Annotated in this window: 18 protein-coding genes; 13 read left to right on the top strand and 5 right to left on the bottom strand. The window is 48.1% G+C overall.

What is annotated here, in order from left to right; translation table 11 throughout:
- Positions 1 to 25: 25 nt before the first annotated feature.
- The 6 genes from murQ (at position 26) to F3H97_RS10220 (ending at position 6,005) form a co-directional block, all read left to right on the top strand.
- Positions 26 to 919, top strand: coding sequence for an N-acetylmuramic acid 6-phosphate etherase (gene murQ / locus F3H97_RS10245; RefSeq protein ID WP_196431304.1), 894 nt, complete (start codon positions 26 to 28; stop codon positions 917 to 919).
- Positions 920 to 932: 13 nt separating this feature from the next.
- Positions 933 to 2,306, top strand: coding sequence for a PTS transporter subunit EIIC (locus tag F3H97_RS10240; RefSeq protein ID WP_196431303.1), 1,374 nt, complete (start codon positions 933 to 935; stop codon positions 2,304 to 2,306).
- Between the two features lie 60 nt (positions 2,307 to 2,366).
- Entirely contained in the window at positions 2,367 to 3,416 is a 1,050-nt protein-coding gene (locus F3H97_RS10235; protein ID WP_196431302.1) for a DUF871 domain-containing protein, read from the top strand.
- A 55-nt stretch (positions 3,417 to 3,471) separates the two neighbouring features.
- Positions 3,472 to 3,975: a YwhD family protein gene (locus tag F3H97_RS10230; RefSeq protein WP_196431301.1), complete on the top strand. Its 504-nt coding sequence runs from the start codon at positions 3,472 to 3,474 to the stop codon at positions 3,973 to 3,975.
- Between the two features lie 155 nt (positions 3,976 to 4,130).
- The gene (locus tag F3H97_RS10225; protein WP_196431300.1) at positions 4,131 to 5,408 is read left to right on the top strand and encodes a dicarboxylate/amino acid:cation symporter; all 1,278 of its coding nucleotides are present in this window, start codon (positions 4,131 to 4,133) and stop codon (positions 5,406 to 5,408) included.
- 63 nt (positions 5,409 to 5,471) lie between these two features.
- Positions 5,472 to 6,005 carry a TVP38/TMEM64 family protein gene (locus F3H97_RS10220; RefSeq protein ID WP_230872845.1) on the top strand — a complete coding sequence of 178 codons (534 nt, stop codon included), beginning with the start codon at positions 5,472 to 5,474 and terminating at the stop codon, positions 6,003 to 6,005.
- On the opposite strand, the gene cls is transcribed toward F3H97_RS10220, so the two are convergent.
- The 4 genes from cls to F3H97_RS10200 all read right to left on the bottom strand — a co-directional run bounded on the left by cls (position 5,981) and on the right by F3H97_RS10200 (position 10,270).
- Complete coding sequence (cls, locus tag F3H97_RS10215; RefSeq protein WP_370568572.1) at positions 5,981 to 7,510, bottom strand: cardiolipin synthase; 1,530 nt, start codon at positions 7,508 to 7,510, stop codon at positions 5,981 to 5,983. The genes F3H97_RS10220 and cls overlap by 25 nt on opposite strands.
- A 54-nt stretch (positions 7,511 to 7,564) precedes the next feature.
- The gene (locus F3H97_RS10210; RefSeq protein WP_074035622.1) at positions 7,565 to 7,915 is read right to left on the bottom strand and encodes a hypothetical protein; all 351 of its coding nucleotides are present in this window, start codon (positions 7,913 to 7,915) and stop codon (positions 7,565 to 7,567) included.
- 65 nt (positions 7,916 to 7,980) lie between these two features.
- Positions 7,981 to 9,165, bottom strand: coding sequence for a chloride channel protein (locus F3H97_RS10205; RefSeq protein ID WP_196431298.1), 1,185 nt, complete (start codon positions 9,163 to 9,165; stop codon positions 7,981 to 7,983).
- 166 nt (positions 9,166 to 9,331) lie between these two features.
- Positions 9,332 to 10,270, bottom strand: a complete 939-nt coding sequence (locus tag F3H97_RS10200; protein ID WP_196431297.1) for an EAL domain-containing protein — start codon at positions 10,268 to 10,270, stop codon at positions 9,332 to 9,334.
- A gap of 201 nt (positions 10,271 to 10,471) precedes the next feature.
- Here F3H97_RS10200 and speE point away from each other — a divergent pair, with 201 nt between their 5' ends.
- From speE to F3H97_RS10180, 4 genes are all read left to right on the top strand, one after another.
- The gene (gene speE, locus F3H97_RS10195; RefSeq protein WP_012727429.1) at positions 10,472 to 11,311 is read left to right on the top strand and encodes a polyamine aminopropyltransferase; all 840 of its coding nucleotides are present in this window, start codon (positions 10,472 to 10,474) and stop codon (positions 11,309 to 11,311) included.
- Entirely contained in the window at positions 11,308 to 12,189 is an 882-nt protein-coding gene (gene speB / locus F3H97_RS10190) for an agmatinase (RefSeq protein ID WP_012727428.1), read from the top strand. The genes speE and speB overlap by 4 nt, the downstream gene beginning before the upstream one ends.
- On the top strand, positions 12,190 to 12,549 hold the full coding sequence (locus F3H97_RS10185; protein ID WP_031422162.1) for a Na-translocating system protein MpsC family protein: 360 nt from the start codon (positions 12,190 to 12,192) through the stop codon (positions 12,547 to 12,549). It begins immediately after the preceding gene.
- Positions 12,550 to 12,767: 218 nt separating this feature from the next.
- On the top strand, positions 12,768 to 13,724 hold the full coding sequence (locus tag F3H97_RS10180; RefSeq protein WP_196431296.1) for a sodium-dependent bicarbonate transport family permease: 957 nt from the start codon (positions 12,768 to 12,770) through the stop codon (positions 13,722 to 13,724).
- Positions 13,725 to 13,780: 56 nt separating this feature from the next.
- On the opposite strand, the gene F3H97_RS10175 is transcribed toward F3H97_RS10180, so the two are convergent.
- Positions 13,781 to 14,533 carry a homing endonuclease associated repeat-containing protein gene (locus F3H97_RS10175; RefSeq protein WP_012727425.1) on the bottom strand — a complete coding sequence of 251 codons (753 nt, stop codon included), beginning with the start codon at positions 14,531 to 14,533 and terminating at the stop codon, positions 13,781 to 13,783.
- A gap of 396 nt (positions 14,534 to 14,929) precedes the next feature.
- Here F3H97_RS10175 and F3H97_RS10170 point away from each other — a divergent pair, with 396 nt between their 5' ends.
- From F3H97_RS10170 to F3H97_RS10160, 3 genes are read left to right on the top strand one after another with little or no spacing between them, the layout of a single operon-like run.
- Positions 14,930 to 16,840, top strand: a complete 1,911-nt coding sequence (locus tag F3H97_RS10170; RefSeq protein ID WP_196431295.1) for a polysaccharide biosynthesis protein — start codon at positions 14,930 to 14,932, stop codon at positions 16,838 to 16,840.
- Positions 16,837 to 17,865: an NAD-dependent epimerase gene (locus F3H97_RS10165; protein WP_196431294.1), complete on the top strand. Its 1,029-nt coding sequence runs from the start codon at positions 16,837 to 16,839 to the stop codon at positions 17,863 to 17,865. Before F3H97_RS10170 ends, F3H97_RS10165 begins: the two co-directional genes overlap by 4 nt.
- On the top strand, positions 17,865 to 19,208 hold the full coding sequence (locus tag F3H97_RS10160) for a phenylacetate--CoA ligase family protein (RefSeq protein WP_196431293.1): 1,344 nt from the start codon (positions 17,865 to 17,867) through the stop codon (positions 19,206 to 19,208). Before F3H97_RS10165 ends, F3H97_RS10160 begins: the two co-directional genes overlap by 1 nt.
- Positions 19,209 to 19,217 lie beyond the last annotated feature (9 nt).

Genomic DNA, 19,217 nt, shown 5'->3' with positions numbered 1-19,217 from the left:
ACGATGAAATCATAGAGAAGAAAGGATGGTGGCGATGCTAGATAAACTGGCTACAGAAAGACGGAATGAACGAACGATGCACCTGGACGAGATGTCGATTGAGGAACGATTGGCGATTATGAATGCAGAGGATCATAAAGTTCCTCAAGTGATTCAAGAGCAACTTCCGGTCATCACAAAAGTCGTGGAGCGAGTCATCGCATCCTTTCGTAAAGGCGGTCGCCTGATTTATATCGGTGCGGGCACGAGTGGACGTTTAGGGATTTTAGACGCAGCGGAGTGTGTGCCAACGTTTGGAGTATCACCCAATCAAGTCATCGGACTGATTGCCGGCGGCGAACGCGCGCTCATTCAAGCCGTTGAGGGAGCAGAAGACAGTAAGGAATTGGCGGTCACAGATTTGAAAGCGCTTCATTTGACGGCAGAGGATACGGTCATTGGGATTGCAGCGAGCGGTCGAACGCCATATGTGGTCGGAGGTCTCGATTACGCACGAGAACTCGGTGCCACAACAGCTTCGATTTCATGTAATCGCGATGCGGTCATCAGTCGACATGCGGATTACCCGATTGAAGTGGAAACGGGACCGGAAGTACTGACCGGTTCAACGAGATTGAAGGCGGGAACAGCACAGAAACTTGTCCTCAACATGATTTCGACGACGTCGATGATTGGAGTAGGAAAAGTGTATCAAAACTTGATGGTTGATGTGCAACCGACGAATGAAAAGCTAGAAGTGCGTGCCAAGCGGATGATTGCAGAAGCGACAGGGGTCGACATGGAAATGGCCGCGCGTTATTTTGCTTCATCCAAGGGGCACGTCAAAACGGCGATTGTCATGATTTTAGCGGACGTCTCTTATGAGGAGGCTGTCAAACGATTAGAGCGCGCGAACGGATTCGTCCGCGAGGCGCTATAAGGGGGAAATCGAGATGAAGAAAGAAGAGGTTTTAGCACGGGATATCCTCGCACATGTCGGGGGGAAAGAGAACATCCGTCAACTCGCGCATTGTATGACACGTGTTCGACTGACGCTGAAAGATGGAACGAAGGCAGACATTGACGCATTGAAAAAGATTGACGGGGTCATGGGTGTCATCAATGATGAGACGCTGCAAATCGTTGTCGGCCCAGGTACTGTGAATCGGGTCGCGGATTATATGAGCCATGAGACAGGGCTCGCAATCGGGGAAGAGTCGGTTGATGCGAACCTGACGTTAGAGGAGCGTGCGGCGATCGAACGCCAGAAGGTGAAAGAAAAACAAAAGTCACCGTTCAAACGATTCCTTCGTCGCCTCGGGAATATCTTCATTCCGCTCATTCCGGGACTTGTCGCATCGGGGATCATTAACGGGGCAGCGAACTTTGCCGTCAACGCCGGCGTCGACCGGACGGAGACGTGGATGCAGATTCTACTCGTGCTCGGTAGCACGGTCTTCGCGTACTTAGCCATCCTTGTCGGTTGGAACACGGCAAAAGAGTTTGGAGGAACGCCGGTACTCGGGGCGATTGCCGGGGGGATCCTGTTCAACCCGCTCCTCGCGGACATCGTCATTTATGGGGAGCCGCTCGTCGTCGGGCGTGGTGGATTATTCGGTGTTATTTTTGCCGGTTGGCTCATGACGTATATCGAGAAGCACATTCGTCGCTTCATGCCGGTATCCATTGATATTATTTTCACACCACTCTTTACAGTCTTGATTGTTGGATTTACTGCTTTATATGCAATCATGCCGGTCGCTGGCATATTATCAGACGGTATCATGCGAGGAATCAATGCGACGCTTGAATTCGGGGGACCTGTCGCAGGGGCACTCTTGGCCGGATTCTTCTTACCGCTTGTCATGGTCGGATTGCATCACGGTTTGACGCCAATCCATTTGGAACTGTTGAACACGGTCGGAACAACGGCCCTTCTCCCAATCTTGGCGATGGCCGGGGCGGGTCAAGTCGGTGCAGCGCTTGCAATCTTTGTGAAGACGCGCAACCCACGCCTTCGCAATATTATCAAAGGGGCCATTCCGGTCGGATTCCTCGGAATCGGGGAACCGCTCCTGTATGGTGTCACGCTTCCCCTCGGACGTCCCTTCTTGACAGCGTGTCTCGGGGCCGCGGTCGGTGGTGCCTTCCAAGCGACAATGAAGACAGCAGCGCTCGGGGTTGGTGTTTCCGGTCTATCGCTCACACCATTGATTGATAATGGCATGTATTTGACGTACATTGCCGGACTATTGATTTCATATACGGCAGGCTTCCTGTTTACTTATTTCTTCGGTTTCAAAGAAGAGATGGCAGACGGGATTTAATAAAAAAAGATGGCTCCAGTCGAGTCATCTTTTTCTCTACTTTTGGAAAGGTGGATTCATATGAGAGGGATTTCAGTGTACTTAGGCGATGAACTGACACTTGATTCGATGGCTTGGATGGAACGCATGCGAGAGGCAGGGTTTACGAGCATCTTCACGTCGCTCCATATTCCGGAAGACGATCCGACAACTTATACGGAACGACTTCAGCAATTAGGTGCGTTGGCAAGTCGTCTAAAGATGGAACTCGTGGCGGATATCGCTCCATCGTCTCTACAGGCACTCGGTAAGACTTGGGATGATGCTCATGCGCTGTTGGAGTGGGGTGTCACCGGGTTACGTGTTGACTATGGTGTCACACCGAAACAAGTGGCGGATTTATCACGACATATGATGGTCGCCCTCAATGCGAGTACGCTCACGGAAGCAGAGCTTGAAGAGATGCTACGACAAGGGCTACGACGTGAGCATGTCGAAGCGTGGCATAACTTTTATCCCCGTCCGGAAACAGGACTCGAGCGTTCTTGGTTTGATGAAAGAAACGCCTGGTTACATGCGCAAGGAATACGGGTACAAGCATTCATCCCTGGAGATGAACGGTTACGTGGCCCCCTTCATGAGACATTACCGACACTCGAGATGCACCGCCATCAGTCTCCGTTTTCGTGTTATGTCGATTTACAGGCGACGGTCGATCGAATCTTGATTGGCGACCCGCGTATATCCGATCAGACGATGCGACAGTTTCGGGCGTACGACGAGGGCGTCATCGTTCTTCGAGCGACCACACGAAACCATGATGATTCGCTTATAACCAGTCACACGAATCGGATGGACCCAGCCCGGGACGTCATCCGTTCGGTCGAATCGAGAGCGTATGGGCGACCAGGCCATCATTTGATTCAACCGCGAGATACAGAAGAACGAGTGCTCGGCAGTATCACAATCGATAATGAACGTTACGGGCGCTATGCAGGGGAACTGCAAATAACGAAGCGGGATTTACCGGCAGATGAGCGCGTCAATGTGATCGGCAGGATCATTGAAGAAGATCGTTCATTAATCCAACAGATCGGTCCAGGGGGACGCTTTCAAATCGAGTGGATGTGACTCAGGATTGCCACCATCCTATATCATTGTGTACAGTAGAGAGGGAGGGTGGAACATGAAAGACATTAATTTTAATATTATTTCAGACGATGCGACGGACGGACACGGTGGTTTTGGTGTCGGTTCGCTTAGTTTAAATAACATGTCTCCGGTCATCATCGATGTCGAAGAAGGCGTTACAACAATCGATATGGGAGCGATGCACGCCAAGTCTGCCATCGAGAAACGGATTAAGTTTTTGACGGACCCGGAAGCGGTACCGAACGGGAAACCGTATTGGATCGTGTGGGTGACGGTCGGTCGAAAACCGGAAGGCTTTTATTATGGCGGTGTCGCGGCATGTGACATGTTAGTTGACGTGGAAGCGAGACGGGGGTATAAATTATTACCGTATCACGTTAATCAAATGGATAAATCGTTAAAGGGTCGGATTTTAATCGACATGATGGACGCTCCGTCCCGGGACGTTTTAGCGAACTTCTTACAAGAACATCGCCCTGAGATTTGGGCAAACTCGACTGAACTTCATGCAGAGCTCGAGCGTGTAGACGCTGAGTAAAAAGATTGGACGAATTTTCGTCTCCAATCTTTTTTGTTTCAAGTTTTTGGGAATTTCAAGAGAATTTGTAACTGAAGAGATATTCAGTTGTAATTGTATGAAAATTCAGTATTATGATATACTGACTACATTGTGAAAAAAGAAAGGGTGATACGATGAGCGAAACGAAAAAAATCTTAATCGGTCTCGCGCTAGGTGTTGTTGTTGGTCTCGGATTGGCGGGCTTGCCGGATAATGTTTATGAGATTGTGAATCCGTATATTTTATCTCCGGTCGGAACGATCTTTTTGAATTTAATTAAAATGTTAGTCGTACCGATTGTATTCTTCTCAATTATTTTAGGCGTCATGGGTCTCGGGGACCCGAAAGAACTAGGTCGAGTCGGGTCGAAGTCGATTCTGTTCTTCTTAGCGACGACAGCGCTCGCGATCATGTTAGCGATGGGTGTTGCATCCGTCTTACAGCCAGGGGAGCGTGGGGACTTCCAAACGACAGGTCTTGAATTTGAATCAACAGCGACCGAGGAATCGTCTAATATCGTACAGACATTCGTCAATATGATTCCAACGAATCCGATTACGGCGCTCGCTGAAGGAAACATGCTTCAAATCATCGTCTTTGCGGCATTGATTGGGTTTGCGCTGATTGCCCTCGGGGACAAGGCGAAGACGTGGCGTCAATTCGTCAAACAAGGCGATCGCATCATGATGTACTTGATTCATCTTGTGATGAAGCTCGCTCCATACGGCGCATTCGCATTGATTGCTTCTGCAATCGGAGGCATCGGTCTCGACGCGGTTGTCGCAATGGCGTGGTATATGATTGCCGTCGTCTTGACGCTATTCTTACATGCAACGATTGTCTACGGGGCAGCGGTTTACTTCATCGGGAAGATGAGCCCAGTGTTCTTCTTCAAGAACTTCTACGAGGCGATGACGTTCGCGTTCTCGACTTCTTCGTCAAACGCGACGCTTCCAGTATCGATGGAAATCGCACAGAAAAAACTCGGTGTGCCGCGTTCGATTTCGTCGTTCGTACAGCCACTTGGGGCAACGGTCAACATGGACGGAACAGCGATCATGCAAGGGGTTGCGACGATTTTCATCGCGCAAGTGTTCGCTTCTGACTTAACAATGACTCAGTTGTTGACGGTCGTTATCACGGCGGTCCTCGCTTCGATCGGGACAGCGGGTGTACCGGGAGTCGGACTTGTCATGCTTGCGCTCGTCCTTCAGTCAGTCAACTTACCGGTAGAGGGAATCGCTCTCATTATCGGAGTAGACCGTATTCTTGATATGCTTCGCACATCAGTCAACATCACGGGGGATGCGGCATGTGCGGTGGTCGTTTCGAAATTGGAAGAAAAACATTTACCACCAGTCGACGAAGACTCGTGGGATGAAGCCGGTGCAACCTCTTCATCATCGCTATGATATAGTAAAGGACCATGACGACATGTCATGGTCCTTATTTTGTGAATAGAAAGAGTGATTGTTATGGAATGGGAACTGCTCCCGCTCCCTTTATTTTTGATGATCAGTATTTTACTGAATAGTGTGATTGCGGTCGCCGGTGTCCTCCCTAGTGCTTTTTTGACAGCCATCAATGTGAGTGTCCTCGGTCTCGTACCGGGCATCCTCGTATCGATTGTCGGGGAGGCAGTTGGCGCCGTCGTGAGTTTCATCCTTTATCGGAAAGCCCTACACCGTTATGTTTCCCCGAATGGTAGCCGATTTCAACGGCTTCGGCAGTCCGAAGGAGCCGAGGCTTGGTTTCTCGTCCTCGGGATGCGTCTTATGCCATTCGTTCCTTCTGGTCTCGTCACGTTATCGGCAGCGTTCAGTCGCATGACGCTCGCCTCGTTCGCAGTAGCAAGTACGATTGGAAAGATTCCCGCCTTGATCATGGAAGGACTTGCGGTGACGGCAGCGATGCAGTTGACGATTGGATGGCAGCTGTTTTTAGTTGGCGTCGTCGCCATGACGTATCTTGTGTGGCGAATGAGTCAAAGAAGTGGCGAGAAAATGTGACAAAACGCTTCGACGAAACGTTTGCCGGTCGTCTTTTTCCGCAACATGGTCCAATCGATTAAAATGGATTCTTCAAAATCCTTCAGGAATGCCTCGTGCAGTTCTTGAATGGATGTAGTATCGAATTGGGCAATCATCATCTCGTGGTTTAGAAACATACTACGAAAATCGAAGTTGGCTGACCCGACGAGGGCAACTTTGCCATCAATCAGTAGTGTTTTCGCATGGATGAAATGACGATTGTATTTATAAATTTTGATATTGCGCTTCAACAATTGTTCAAAATAATACTCGGTCGCATGGAAGCTGAACCATTCGTCTCCTTTGCCCGGTACAACGATTCGGACATCGATGCCGCTACGACCTGCGACTTCAAGAATGGCCAATAGTTCAGGTGGAGGGACAAGGTATGGGGTGGTGAGCCAAATCGATTCTTTGGCATCCATCAACAGACGCATGAGTCCATCGCGAATCGTGACGTCTTTACCAGGCGATGTGACGAGTAGTTGTGTCGCACCGTTTTGCCCTTTCGGTTCATTCACAAAGTACTGAGAGAGGTGCTCTTCATCTGCGAACAAATCCCATGTTTCATCACTCGTCCCTTGTCCTGCGTATAGCCAGTTCTCGACAAAGAGCTGTTGCAATTCTCGGACGAGCGGACCTTCAAGACGGAGATGGGTGTCACGCCAAAAACCGAGTTTATCATTCTTCCCAAGATATTCATCCCCGACATTCAACCCGCCTGTTAGCGCGATTCGCCCATCCACGACAATCAGTTTTTGATGGTTGCGGAAGTTGGCGTTAAACACGAGGTACGGATGCAAGACGGGGTCGAACGCCTGAACGTGGACACGGGACTCCCGTAACGGTTGGATAAACTCTTCCCCGATTTCTTGGCTACCGAGTCCGTCATACAGAAAGCGGACAATGACATTTTCATTCGATTTTTGAATGAGGGCGTCTCTAACTTTTAACGAAATGTCATCCGTCCGAAAGAGGTAGTATTGGATGTGGATATGATCGGTTGCACTGTTGATGGCGTCTAACAATGCATCAAATTTCTCTTCACCGTTGACGAGTAGCTTAGTCGAGGTATGACTATCGGCACCGGATGCGCCTAATTTTTCGAGTGTCCGTGTCAACGGATAAGAGGACACAATATCAGGTGAAGTTTCGATTTTCTCGCTTTCGATTGCTTGCCGTAGCATCCGGATCTCTGATGACGTTCGTTTGAAGCGTCGATGACGGCGTGGCGTACGGCCGAACATGACCCATGCCAAGACACCGATGAATGGAATGAAGAAGACGGTTAGTAACCAGGCGAGCTTCCCTTGAGGTTGTACTTGGTCAAATAGAATTTGCCATCCGACGAAGAGCGGTGCGACGATGGCGATTCCGATTAATATGGGAATAAGGACGTCGAGCCAGAACAAGAGTCCGATAAGCAAGACGACACTGATCACCATGATGATCAGTTGAATCACGCGACGTTTCAAAGGAAACACCACCTTTCTATATTTCGATGAACGATGAAAACGAGGGGGAATCCCCCTCGTTTTTTAGTACACGCTGTTCAACACAGCATTGATTTCGTCCGCATAACGAACGAAGAAGTACACATTCACTGCGAGAGAAAACAAGACGAGGAAGAGACCAAACTGTGCTTTGACCCGATTCCGATTCCAATAGTAGAAGACGGACAAGAGCACTGCCAGTCCTACGAATAGAGCGATGACTTCAACGATTCCCCAGACGATATCCTTGGATAAAAACATGTCGACGATTGTCATGACGACATAAATGAAGACGACAATCCCCATAATCACGACTAAAATAGCTAAAATGATGCTAATCCAATCCGAACTAACCGCGTCAATTAGGTTTTCAATGGCCATTTCATATTCGCTCACAACCGTTCCTCCTTTCGAGAGAGTGCATAACTATTCATCTCTTACCCTTTTTTCAATATCTAAAATCAAGCTTTCGCTGGTGAATGGATGAATGATGGAAGTGGAATTTTTGAAACGATTGCAACGACTGCGAATACATAGAGCCAACTATTCGGAGGGAAAAAGAGAACGAGTAGTACGATAATAGCCAGCGGTTGTCGCATCGCCGTCGCCAGTAAGGCGCTCGTCGTCAAGACGACGGAAAACGTCATATCGATGTCAAACAGTAAACTGAAGAAGTAACCGAGCGTGAATGAAGAAAAAAGAAGAGGATAGATGTGCCCGCCACGCCAACCAGTCGCTAAACAGAATGCGGTAAAAAGCAGTTTCAGTACACTAAATAAGAGAAGGGTATAGAGAGGAATCAGACGCCACTCGTCGATATACTCCAGAATGGTTTCTTCTCCGGAGAAGAGGAGGTCCGGATAAAGAAGAGCCATGATCCCGATTCCGACTCCACCGAGCGTTGTAAGCAATAGGATTGGTATGTTTGAAAAAAGTCGCATCAATGCATGTTCACTCACCAAATAAAGCCAGCCGAGAACCATGCCGCCAAGAACAATCAATAACATCGTCCAATCGATCTGGACACTTTCAATCGCAGGGAACTTGATGATGAACGGGGGACGCTCATCCAGTTGGTTCAATAAATAAAACGTCCCAATCCCGGCGAGTGTCGCCAGAAGATTTAGCATCGGTTGTTTCTTCTGCTCGTTCTCCTCAGCCGCAATCGCACCAAACAGTGGCGCGTTGAAGACAATCCCGAGCACGACGGCATGACCGACTTCTTGTAATTCACCTAACTCTTGACGAACATAGCGGATTCGCTCGGAGAACCATGTCGTGAGTCCGCCGACGATGCCGACGAGCGCGGCCTCAGGACCGAGGCTTGCACCTCCGATGAGAACGAGGAGGGCGGTCAACGTTGTGAATCCAATCAAGCGATAGTCGATACGACCGGTATCTTTTCGTTCTTCCATCACTTCTGGCATGAGACGAGGCATTTGCCCATAACGACTTTGCAACAGACCGATGCATACACCGGCGATGACCGGCACGAGAAACAGATAAAACGGAATATCAAACTGCTCAGGTACCGTATGCCATACAACGTGAATCCCTTTATAAACGACGGATAAGAAAAGCCAACTTACTAAACCAATGATGATTCCAAGTAAGATTGCATAGCCACTGACAATCCATGATTTCATCTACATATCCACCTCTTTCGCTCCCGTCAACCTTCTATAATATGCTATCTCCTGAACATCTCTGAACGAAACCTAAAAGTAGATGAAACAAGATCATAAGGGGCCGGTAAATGAAAAAGCACAGGATGACGACGAAGTCGATTCCTGTGCTTTTGAAAGTGATGACTTATGCGATTTCAATCTTGTATTGATTGGCAGGGGCCGGTTTTCCGAAGAAATATCCTTGCGCCAAATCGAATCCGAGCTCACGACAGACATCTGCTTCTTCCATACGTTCTACCCCTTCAGCAAGAAGGGTGATGCCCATCGAATGGGTTAACGCACGCACTTGTTTGAGGAAAGCGCGTTTTTCAGCGTCTTCATCACAAAACGAGATATAGGAACGGTCAATTTTGACATAGTCCGGTTCAAGTCGCTTCAACATATCGATTGTCGAGAAGCCTGCCCCGACATCGTCTAATGCTACTTTCATCCCTCGTTTTTTATATGTCGAAAACACGTGTTGGAGATGATCGACGTCATGTACCTTCTCCGTCTCCACGACTTCAAAGATAAAGCGGTCCGGGCTGAGGTCATATCGGTCAATGATGTCAAACGTGTGCTGGAGACAATAGTCCGGGTTATAAATGGTCGAAGGTAAGAAGTTAATAAACGTCTTTTGCTGAGGGGCGACGGCTTCAAACGTTGCTTTGATTGCTTCCGCGCGGGCACGTTGATCGAGTTTCGAATGGAGACCGAAGCGGTTTGCCGTCCGAAATAGATCACCAGGTGAGATGTTGGCGCTACTGCGGAGGAGCGCTTCATATCCGAACGTTTCCGTTGAATCGAGGAAGATGATCGGTTGGAGATGACTCTCGAACATGCCGTGCTGAATCTGTTCAATGATGTGCCGATGCGCAAGCTGATCTTTTAGTGCTTCGACCTCGAGCGGAGGCGTCTGACTGTTCGAGTTATAATCGACACAGTAAACTGTTCCTTCTGCATGCAGAAGGAGCGTATCAAGTTCTTCAAACGTTTTATAAGAGTATTCCTTGAATTTCGTGACGAGTGTTCCTTGAGCAATCAAAGGAATTGTTGTGTTACAAGAAGCACAGGGTGACCACATACTATTCCACCTTTCGATTCAGAATTGGTTCAATCAGTATATCGGCAACGTCTCACAAAAAACTCACATTCAAGACCGATTCCGCAAAAAAATCGTGCAAAATGGGTACAGGTTTTGTATACTTCCTATCGTATGATTAAGAAGCGCCTCAAAACGCCACTCGCATACGAACAACTTTTTGAACAGAAAGGGGTTCTATCGATGGACCAAAAATTAAAGTTATGGTTTACGGAGCACCAAACAGAAGATTACGGGATTACGTTCCGTGTAAACCACGTTTATGAGAGCGAACAAACGGAGTTTCAACGACTAGAGATGGTCGAAACGGACGAGTTCGGAACGATGTTGTTACTTGACGGGATGGTCATGACGACGGATAAGGACGAATTCGTCTATCACGAGATGGTTGCACACGTCCCACTCTTTACACACCCGAATCCGAAACATGTGCTCGTAGTCGGTGGGGGAGATGGCGGTGTCATCCGTGAAATTATGAAACACCCATCAGTAGAAAAAGCAGTTCTCGTGGATATCGACGGGAAAGTCATTGAATATTCGAAGAAATACTTACCAAATATTGCGGGTGAGCTCGATAACCCGCGTGTTGAAGTCATCGTCGGTGACGGATTCATGCATATCGCGAAGTCAGAAAACGAGTACGACGTCATCATGGTCGACTCGACTGAACCGGTCGGACCAGCAGCCAACCTCTTCACAAAAGGGTTCTATGCAGGGATTTCAAAAGCGCTCAAAGAGGATGGCATCTTTGTGGCTCAAACGGATAACCCATGGTTCACACCAGAACTCATCCAAACGGTTCAACGTGACGTGAAGGAAATCTTCCCAATCACGAAGTTGTACACAGCAAACGTACCGACGTACCCGAGTGGTATGTGGACGTTCACGATTGGTTCGAAGAAATACGATCCGGAACAAGTATCAGCTGAGCGGTTCCATGACATCGAAACGAAGTACTATACGCCGAAGCTTCACAATGCAGCGTTCGTTCTTCCGAAATTCGTGGAGGACTTAACAAAATGATTAAGCGTTTCGATGAAGCCTACTCAGGTAAAGTGTTTATCGCCAGCCTCCCAGAGGTGACAGAGGCGAAGACGGTTCTTTACGGGATGCCGATGGACTGGACAGTCAGCTTCCGTCCAGGCTCGCGTTTCGGTCCGAACCGGATTCGTGAAGTATCGATTGGACTCGAGGAATATAGCCCGTATTTAGACGGTGACTTGGCTGATGCCGCGGTGTACGATGCAGGAGATATCCCGCTTCCATTCGGGAACGCACCGAAGTCGCTCGATATGATCGAGGCGTTCGTCAAAGATGTCGTCAAAGCAGGTAAGTTCCCACTCGGCATGGGTGGTGAGCACCTTGTCACATGGCCGATCATCAAAGCGATGCACGACGTGTACGGCAACGACTTTGTCATCCTCCACTTGGATGCGCATACGGACCTTCGAGATGAGTATGAAGGCGAGCCGCTCTCACACTCGACTCCGCTCAAAAAAGCGGCAAACTTGATTGGACCATCGAACTGCTATTCGTTCGGAATCCGTTCAGGGATGAAAGAAGAGTTTGAGTGGGCTCGTGAAGTCGGCTACAACATGCATCAATTTGAAGTGATCGAACCACTCAAACGCGTCTTACCGACACTCGCTGGCAAAAAAGTATATGTCACGATCGACATCGACGTCCTCGACCCGTCAGCGGCACCAGGGACAGGGACGCAAGAAATCGGTGGCATCTCAACGAAAGAATTGCTCGAAGCGGTACATGCCATTGCAAACGCAGACCTCGACATCATCGGTGCAGACCTTGTCGAAGTGTCACCGGCATACGATCAGTCAGATATGACAGCCATCGCAGCAGCTAAGATTCTTCGTGAGATGATGATTGGATTCGTGAAGTAAATGCGGAAAAAGGGTCAGCTGGAAATGGAACTGAGCGCTCGGATTACCCAATGGGAGAAAGAATATTTGGGTCGCGGGTCATTGACGTGTAAGGCAGACCTGCTTCGAGACCTCGCCATCGTCACACTCCAAGGCGTGTTGACGCCGGCCGAGTATGATTTGGCTACCAAGTCTTCAGGTCGCGAGCAATTGAAGAAATATCGCAACAATCTCGTCGAATCAGGGCGGAGTCAACTCGAAACGATTGTCGGACAAGTACTCGGTCGTTCGATTGTCTCGCTCCATACGGACATCAGTACGAAAACAGGGGAGCGTCTCATCGTGTTTCGTCTAGATGCCCCTTGGGATCAAACCGATTGACAATGAAACGCCACCTTCTTAAAATGAAAGGCAGAGACGTATAGAGAATCGACTGGACGAGTCAAGATGAAGCGTGCTTTCGAAATCTTGTTACGGAGCTACTGACCAATTCAATAAACCGACAGTTGTCGGCCTGACGGAGCGATTATTCGAGCCGTCGGCATACAGCGCACGCCTTCTTTAGGTGTGCGCTTTTTTGTCGCCAAGGAGGAAGATGTATGGAATTGTTTTTATTTTTATTGACGAGCGCCCCGGTACTACTGTTTGTGACGGGCGTTGTCGCCGCAGTCGGAAAATCAAACTTAAAGATCCCGGATTCATTGAGTACGACGCTCAATATTTACTTACTGCTTGCTATCGGACTGAAGGGAGGTATGGGACTCGCCTCGGTATCTTTTGAAGACATCGCATTACCGCTGACCGTGACGCTGTTGATTGGGATTTTGCTACCGCTTCTCGCATTCTATGTCGGAGGAATGTTCAAATTCTCATTCCCTGAGCGAATTGCCATGGCTGCGACGTTCGGCTCGGTGTCACTCGTCACCTATGTAGCAGCATCGACACAGCTCGAGCGTCTCGGGATTGCGTACGAGCCGTTCATGACAACACTAGTCGTCGTCCTTGAAATCCCCGGCCTGATTGTGGCGTTACTGCTGTATAATCAGACACACGTGATGGGAATCACGGCTACGTCAGGGAAGGCGAACTCTCTATCGGTGTTGCGGGAGAGTTTGTTCTCGAAAAGTATCCTCTTGATGTTTGCAGGTCTGATTGTTGGACTGGTGACACCAGACGCCACACCGCTCAAACCATTTTTCGTCGACTTGTTCCCGGGCGTGTTACTCTTATTCTTACTAGGTCTAGGAATGAAAGTCGGACAGCAGTTGAAAACGGTCCCGTCATATGGACTAAAATTTATGATGATGGGGATGGTGTTTCCGTTAGTCGGAGCACTTGTCGGCTTTATTGCAGCGGGGATCGCCAATTTATCTGACGGCGGAACGATCCTCTTGATGACACTCGCAGCGAGTGGGTCGTATATCGCCGCTCCCGCCATGTTACAAGCCTCGGTCCCAGAAGCGAAACCATCGTTTTATTTGACCCTTTCGCTAGCTGTCACGTTCCCGTTCAACCTGTTAGTTGGAATCCCGTTATACATTGCAATCGTCACATGAAAAAAGCGTCGACTCGAAAAGAGTCGGCGCTTTTTGTATGAGTTCATCTGTATGGATTACTGTTTTACTTTTTGCTCCTCCATACATTTTAAAGCAGCCGTCCAGCTTCCGAATAAGGCATTGATTGTCGATGTACTTGGAACATTTCGACCTTCGGCCCATTTCCGGTAGTGGAGGATACTAAAATGTGGTAGCTCTGTTTTGGCTAACTGCAAGGCATCAATGACATCTTCCTCATCCCATTTACGTTTCGGAGGAGCGATATCCAAGACAAATAGCGCATAGCTCCATGATCCGTATTTGCGAGCGATTGTCGCTACCGTCGGATAGCCTTTTTCCTGTGCCCAAACGGCGTAATGTTGGGACGTGAGACGCTCTAACTTTTCGGAGGCTTCAATCAAGGCTTGAATGATCCGTTCTTCATTGTTCCGTACCGTTGTCGTTTGAAGCTTGGCTTCACGTAACGCATTCGACCACGAACCGAACCGGCTACTGATCAGCGTCAAAGAAGGGGCTTGCGAGATTTTTGCCCAGGCACGATACGTTTGACTCGTGAAGAGTTCAAGTTCTTCTGAGGCCTCAATCAGTGCGGTCAAAATATCTTCATCTGAATAATAACGATACAACATCTTAATCTCCGCCGCTTGAACGGCTTCCCGCCAAGAACCAAATTTGTAAATCACGGTCGATAGGGAGGGGACGTCTTTGTTTCGGGCCCATAGTGTGTACTGTTTTGTGTCAAATTCTTCGAGTTCATTCGCTGCTTGTCTTAGGCATGAGAGGATCTGTTGCTCTGTCCATCGTTTCATCGTGATGTCTCTCCTTTTCGGAAGCAAGTCGTGGCTTCAAAGGTCATGGTGTGGTTAAACAATGGTGGTCCTGAAGGAAAGCTAGAATATGTGTCCGGTGACGAGATATGAAAAGGGAGGAACCTGAATCGATTGACTACTTTGGGAGAATGCGACATTCGCAAAATCTCAAAGTGAAAATAATCCAAATGTCCTACCTTCTACTTCCCATAATACCCATATAAATTAAAAATATTCACAAAAGAAAGTAAAAACTCATTACACATTTGTTAAACCGTTTCATGACGAAATGTCATTCGTATCAAAAAGCTATTCTTTTCTTTTGGATTGTGAATCTTGAACGGGTACTTATCTAGCATCAACTCGAAGCTGATTGGGATGGAAGGTGGTGAAAGGATGAGTACTCCAACTGTTCGATCTCCCATTGATCGAAAAAATGCGCTCTTGATGTTACTCGATATCACGATTGCAGGGCTCGCGATTTTCGTGACGTTTGACCTATTCTTTGCAAATGATCCGACGGTAACATCTGACCCGCTAGATTTGATCACGATCCTCGGATTGAAGACGCTCGTTCTTCTCATTTTAGGATGGGTGACTCGGGTATACCGAATCGACTGGCGATACGGATCGATGCGTGAATTGCAATTACTGGCGATTGTGTTGGTCATGAGTGACACGTTCGTCTTATTCGCATCATACGTATTATTGGATGGCTTTTCCTATCAAGCAATTTTTATTCAAAGCTTACTCGCATTTAACGGCATGTTATTTATCCGACTCGTCGCTAGGACACGATCGTTTTTCCGATTTAACGCACCAGTGTCGAATGGAAAAGCTACCTTGGTCATCGGTGGTGGGGAATCGGGTCAAAAAATCATTAAAGAACTGAAAGAGCATCGAACGAATGTGCTACATGTGGTCGGGGTGTTGGATGATAATCCATTGCTTCACCGTCTCTACATTCACGGGACACCGGTCATCGGTTCAATCGATTTATTAGAACGCAAAATTGAAGAGCTGAATATCGAAGTGGTTGTGTTGGCTATTCCTTCTCTCCCATACGGAAATCGGGTCCAACTTTTGAAACGAATCGAGAAGACAGGCGTCGAATCCCATGCACTGCCAATGCTTGCGGAACTCGCATCCGGAAAGGTCTCATTAAATGAGATTCGAGAAGTGGCCATCGAAGACTTGCTCGGCCGTGAACCGGTTCAGCTCGATGTTTCGGAGATTTCTCAAACGTTGAGTGGATTAACCATTTTCATCTCCGGTGCAGGAGGCTCGATTGGTTCAGAGCTTTGCCGTCAATTGATGAAATTCAATCCTGGCAAACTCATCCTGTTTGGACATGGCGAGAATAGCATATATGCAATCGATCGCGAACTCCGCTTACTCGGGTCTGATACAGAGATTTGTCCCGTCATCGGTGACGTCCAAGACCGGGCGCGGGTGACGGAAGTATTTGAACAGTTTCGACCGGACGTTGTCTATCATGCGGCAGCTCACAAGCACGTTCCGCTCATGGAAGACAATCCGAGAGAGGCAGTGAAAAACAATATTTACGGAACGAAGAATATGGTCGAAGCCGCCGATTTCTTTGAAGTGAAGCGGTTCGTCATGATCTCTACGGATAAGGCGGTCAATCCGACGAACGTGATGGGTGCCACGAAACGAGTAGCAGAAATGATTGTCCAACAGCAGGCTCGCCACAGCGAAACGACATTCTCGGTCGTTCGTTTCGGCAACGTCTTAGGAAGTCGTGGCTCCGTCGTTCCGCTCTTTAAAGAACAAATTCAACGGGGCGGACCCATTACGGTAACGCATCCAGAGATGACCCGATACTTTATGACCATCCCGGAAGCGAGTCGCCTCGTCATTCAAGCAAGCGTGCGCGCAAATGGGGGCGAAGTGTTCGTACTAGATATGGGGAATCCCGTCAAAATTGTGGACTTGGCGAAACGGATGATTACACTGAGCGGTTTCACCCTCGAACAAATCCCGATTCATTTCAGTGGCATTCGTCCTGGTGAGAAGCTGTTCGAAGAACTGCTCGCAACGAGCGAACATACGAATCAAGTATATGAAAAGATTTTCGTCGGTTGTACAAGACCCTTTAAATCGGTTGATCCGATTTTGAAAACGATTGAATATCTACTCGATCAATCGAATGGACTCACTTCTTTCTTGTTGTTTGTCGCAAACAACGAATTGCCAGAAGAAGTGATGGAAAGTATTTTTGCGCCACAAATCGAACCGGTACGCATGCGAGTCAACGAGTCAACGCAAAGGAGGAAGTCGTTATGAAAAAAACAGTTCTCGTGACCGGAGTGGCCGGATTCATTGGTTTTCATCTAGCTCGACGGTTGCTAAAAGAAGGACATCATGTCATCGGGATCGATGTGGTCAATGATTATTACGATCCGAGATTAAAAGAATCAAGACTTCATGTGTTGACGCATCCTCGTTTCAAACTCTATCGTGATGCCCTCGAAAATAAGATGGCAATCACGCGTGTCTTTGAAAAAACCCAACCCCAAGTCGTGGTCAATTTGGCGGCTCAGGCCGGTGTACGCTACAGTCTAGAAAATCCAGATGCTTATATTCAATCCAATATCGTTGGTTTCTTGAACATCTTGGAGGCTTGTCGCTTCTATCCAGTAGAGCAATTGATTTATGCCTCATCTAGCTCGGTTTACGGATCAAATCAGGCGATGCCATTTTCTGAACAACACCCGGTCGATCATCCGCTATCCTTGTATGCGGCTTCGAAGAAGGCGAATGAGTTGATGGCTCATACGTACAGCCATTTGTTCGGTCTAAAAACGACGGGGTTGCGATTCTTCAGCGTCTATGGGCCATGGGGGCGTCCCGATATGGCACTTTACAAATTTACGGAGGCGATTTTAAAAGGAGAACCAATCGATGTATACAACTACGGTGAGATGGAACGAGATTTCACATACATCGACGACATCATTGAGTCGATTGTCCGACTTATGGATATCGCACCGTTGGCAGATGAAGAGTTTGACTATGAACATCCTCTACCTGACCGGAGTGACGTTCCGTTTCGTGTCTATAACATTGGAAATCAGCAACCGGTATCCTTGATGGACTTTATTCGGACGATCGAGGAGCGAGTCGGGAAAAAGGCCATCCTCCGCTTGTTACCACTTCAGGCGGGAGATGTACCCGCGAGTTTTGCAGATTCCTCCTCTTTGTATGAATCGATTGACTTTCAACCACAGACGTCGATTCGCGATGGCGTAAACGCGTTTATCGACTGGTACATCGCCTATCATCAAGTGTTGAAGGAGGGCATCGAGTAATGGGGATTTTACAGGATCGGATTTATGCACACTCACCGATTCGCCTCCAAAATTGGCTGGTTTCCTTATATGGAATCAAGTTATATCGGGAGCGATACGGTCAGTATTATGAGCAGGAATTGGAGCGACTGAGACGTGCTCCAAATGAAGCGTCACCTGATGCAAAACTCAATCATTTGAATCAATTCCTACAGTTTTGTAATCAACACAACGTGTACTATCAGCGACTCTTCAAAAAACACGGGGTTACCTTACCCTTAAAGAGCTTAGAAGACTTTAAGCGGATTCCCCCTTTGGAGAAAGAGACGCTTCGAACGGATGAGACCATCTTTTCTAACCTTCATGCCCCGATCATCGGCATGACGGGCGGGACGACGGGTAAATCGATTCAGGTTCGTTTCACCGAATACGATTATCAAATGCGAATGGCGCATCTCGATTTTTTTAAAGAACAACATGGTTTTCGCCGTGGGATGAAGCGAGCTAGTTTTACAGGACGGATGATTTGTCCAGGTAATCAAAAGAATGCGGTGTATTGGCGGTATAATGCCCCGATGAAGCAAATGCTCTACTCGGTCGTGCATTCGAATCCGACGACGATTCCACACTACATCGATTCGTTGAACGAATTTCAACCGGCCGCACTCGACGGTTCACCTTCCGATATGATTGAAATCGCAAAATATTTGAAAACCCATCAAAAGACATTATCGTTCCGACCGGTGGCTTTATTTCCGACCTCGGAGACGCTCACACCATCCGGACGCTTGTTGTTAGAAGAGATGTTCCAAGCGCCGGTTTACGATCAATATGCTTCTTCGGAAGGGGCTCCTATCGTTACGGAGTGTGAGTGCGGGAAGATGCACTTACGCCCTGAGATGGGAATCATCGAGACGGATGCATTTGGAGAGGCGCTCGTCACCAGTTTCACGACGCACGGAACACCGCTGATTCGCTACCGCATTGGCGATCGGATGACCCTCAGTGAAGCGATGTGTCCATGTGGTCGACAGGACACCATTATCGAGTCAATCGATGGTCGTCAAATGAACTATGTTGAGACGCCGGAAGGCTATAAGGTGTTTGAAGGAGATTTGACCGCAGCGGTCGGCGTACTACCGAACTCTATTATTCAAATTCAAGTGTTGCAACACAAAATAGACGAAATTGAGATGCTGTACGTGAAGGATGAAGCACGATTTGAGCCTGAACATGAAATCGCGCTCCAAAAAGAAGTCGAGCGTCTGTTTACTTCACGAATGAAAGTTCTTTTACGAGATGTGAAAAGCATCAAGAAAGAAAAGAACGGAAAAGTCCGAGTCGTGAAACGACTCTACACTTAGCGAGAGGAG

The sequence above is a fragment of the Exiguobacterium sp. SRB7LM genome, assembly GCF_015712685.1.
Taxonomy (GTDB): domain Bacteria; phylum Bacillota; class Bacilli; order Exiguobacteriales; family Exiguobacteriaceae; genus Exiguobacterium; species Exiguobacterium profundum.
This window is presented reverse-complemented; position numbering and strand designations above follow the sequence as displayed.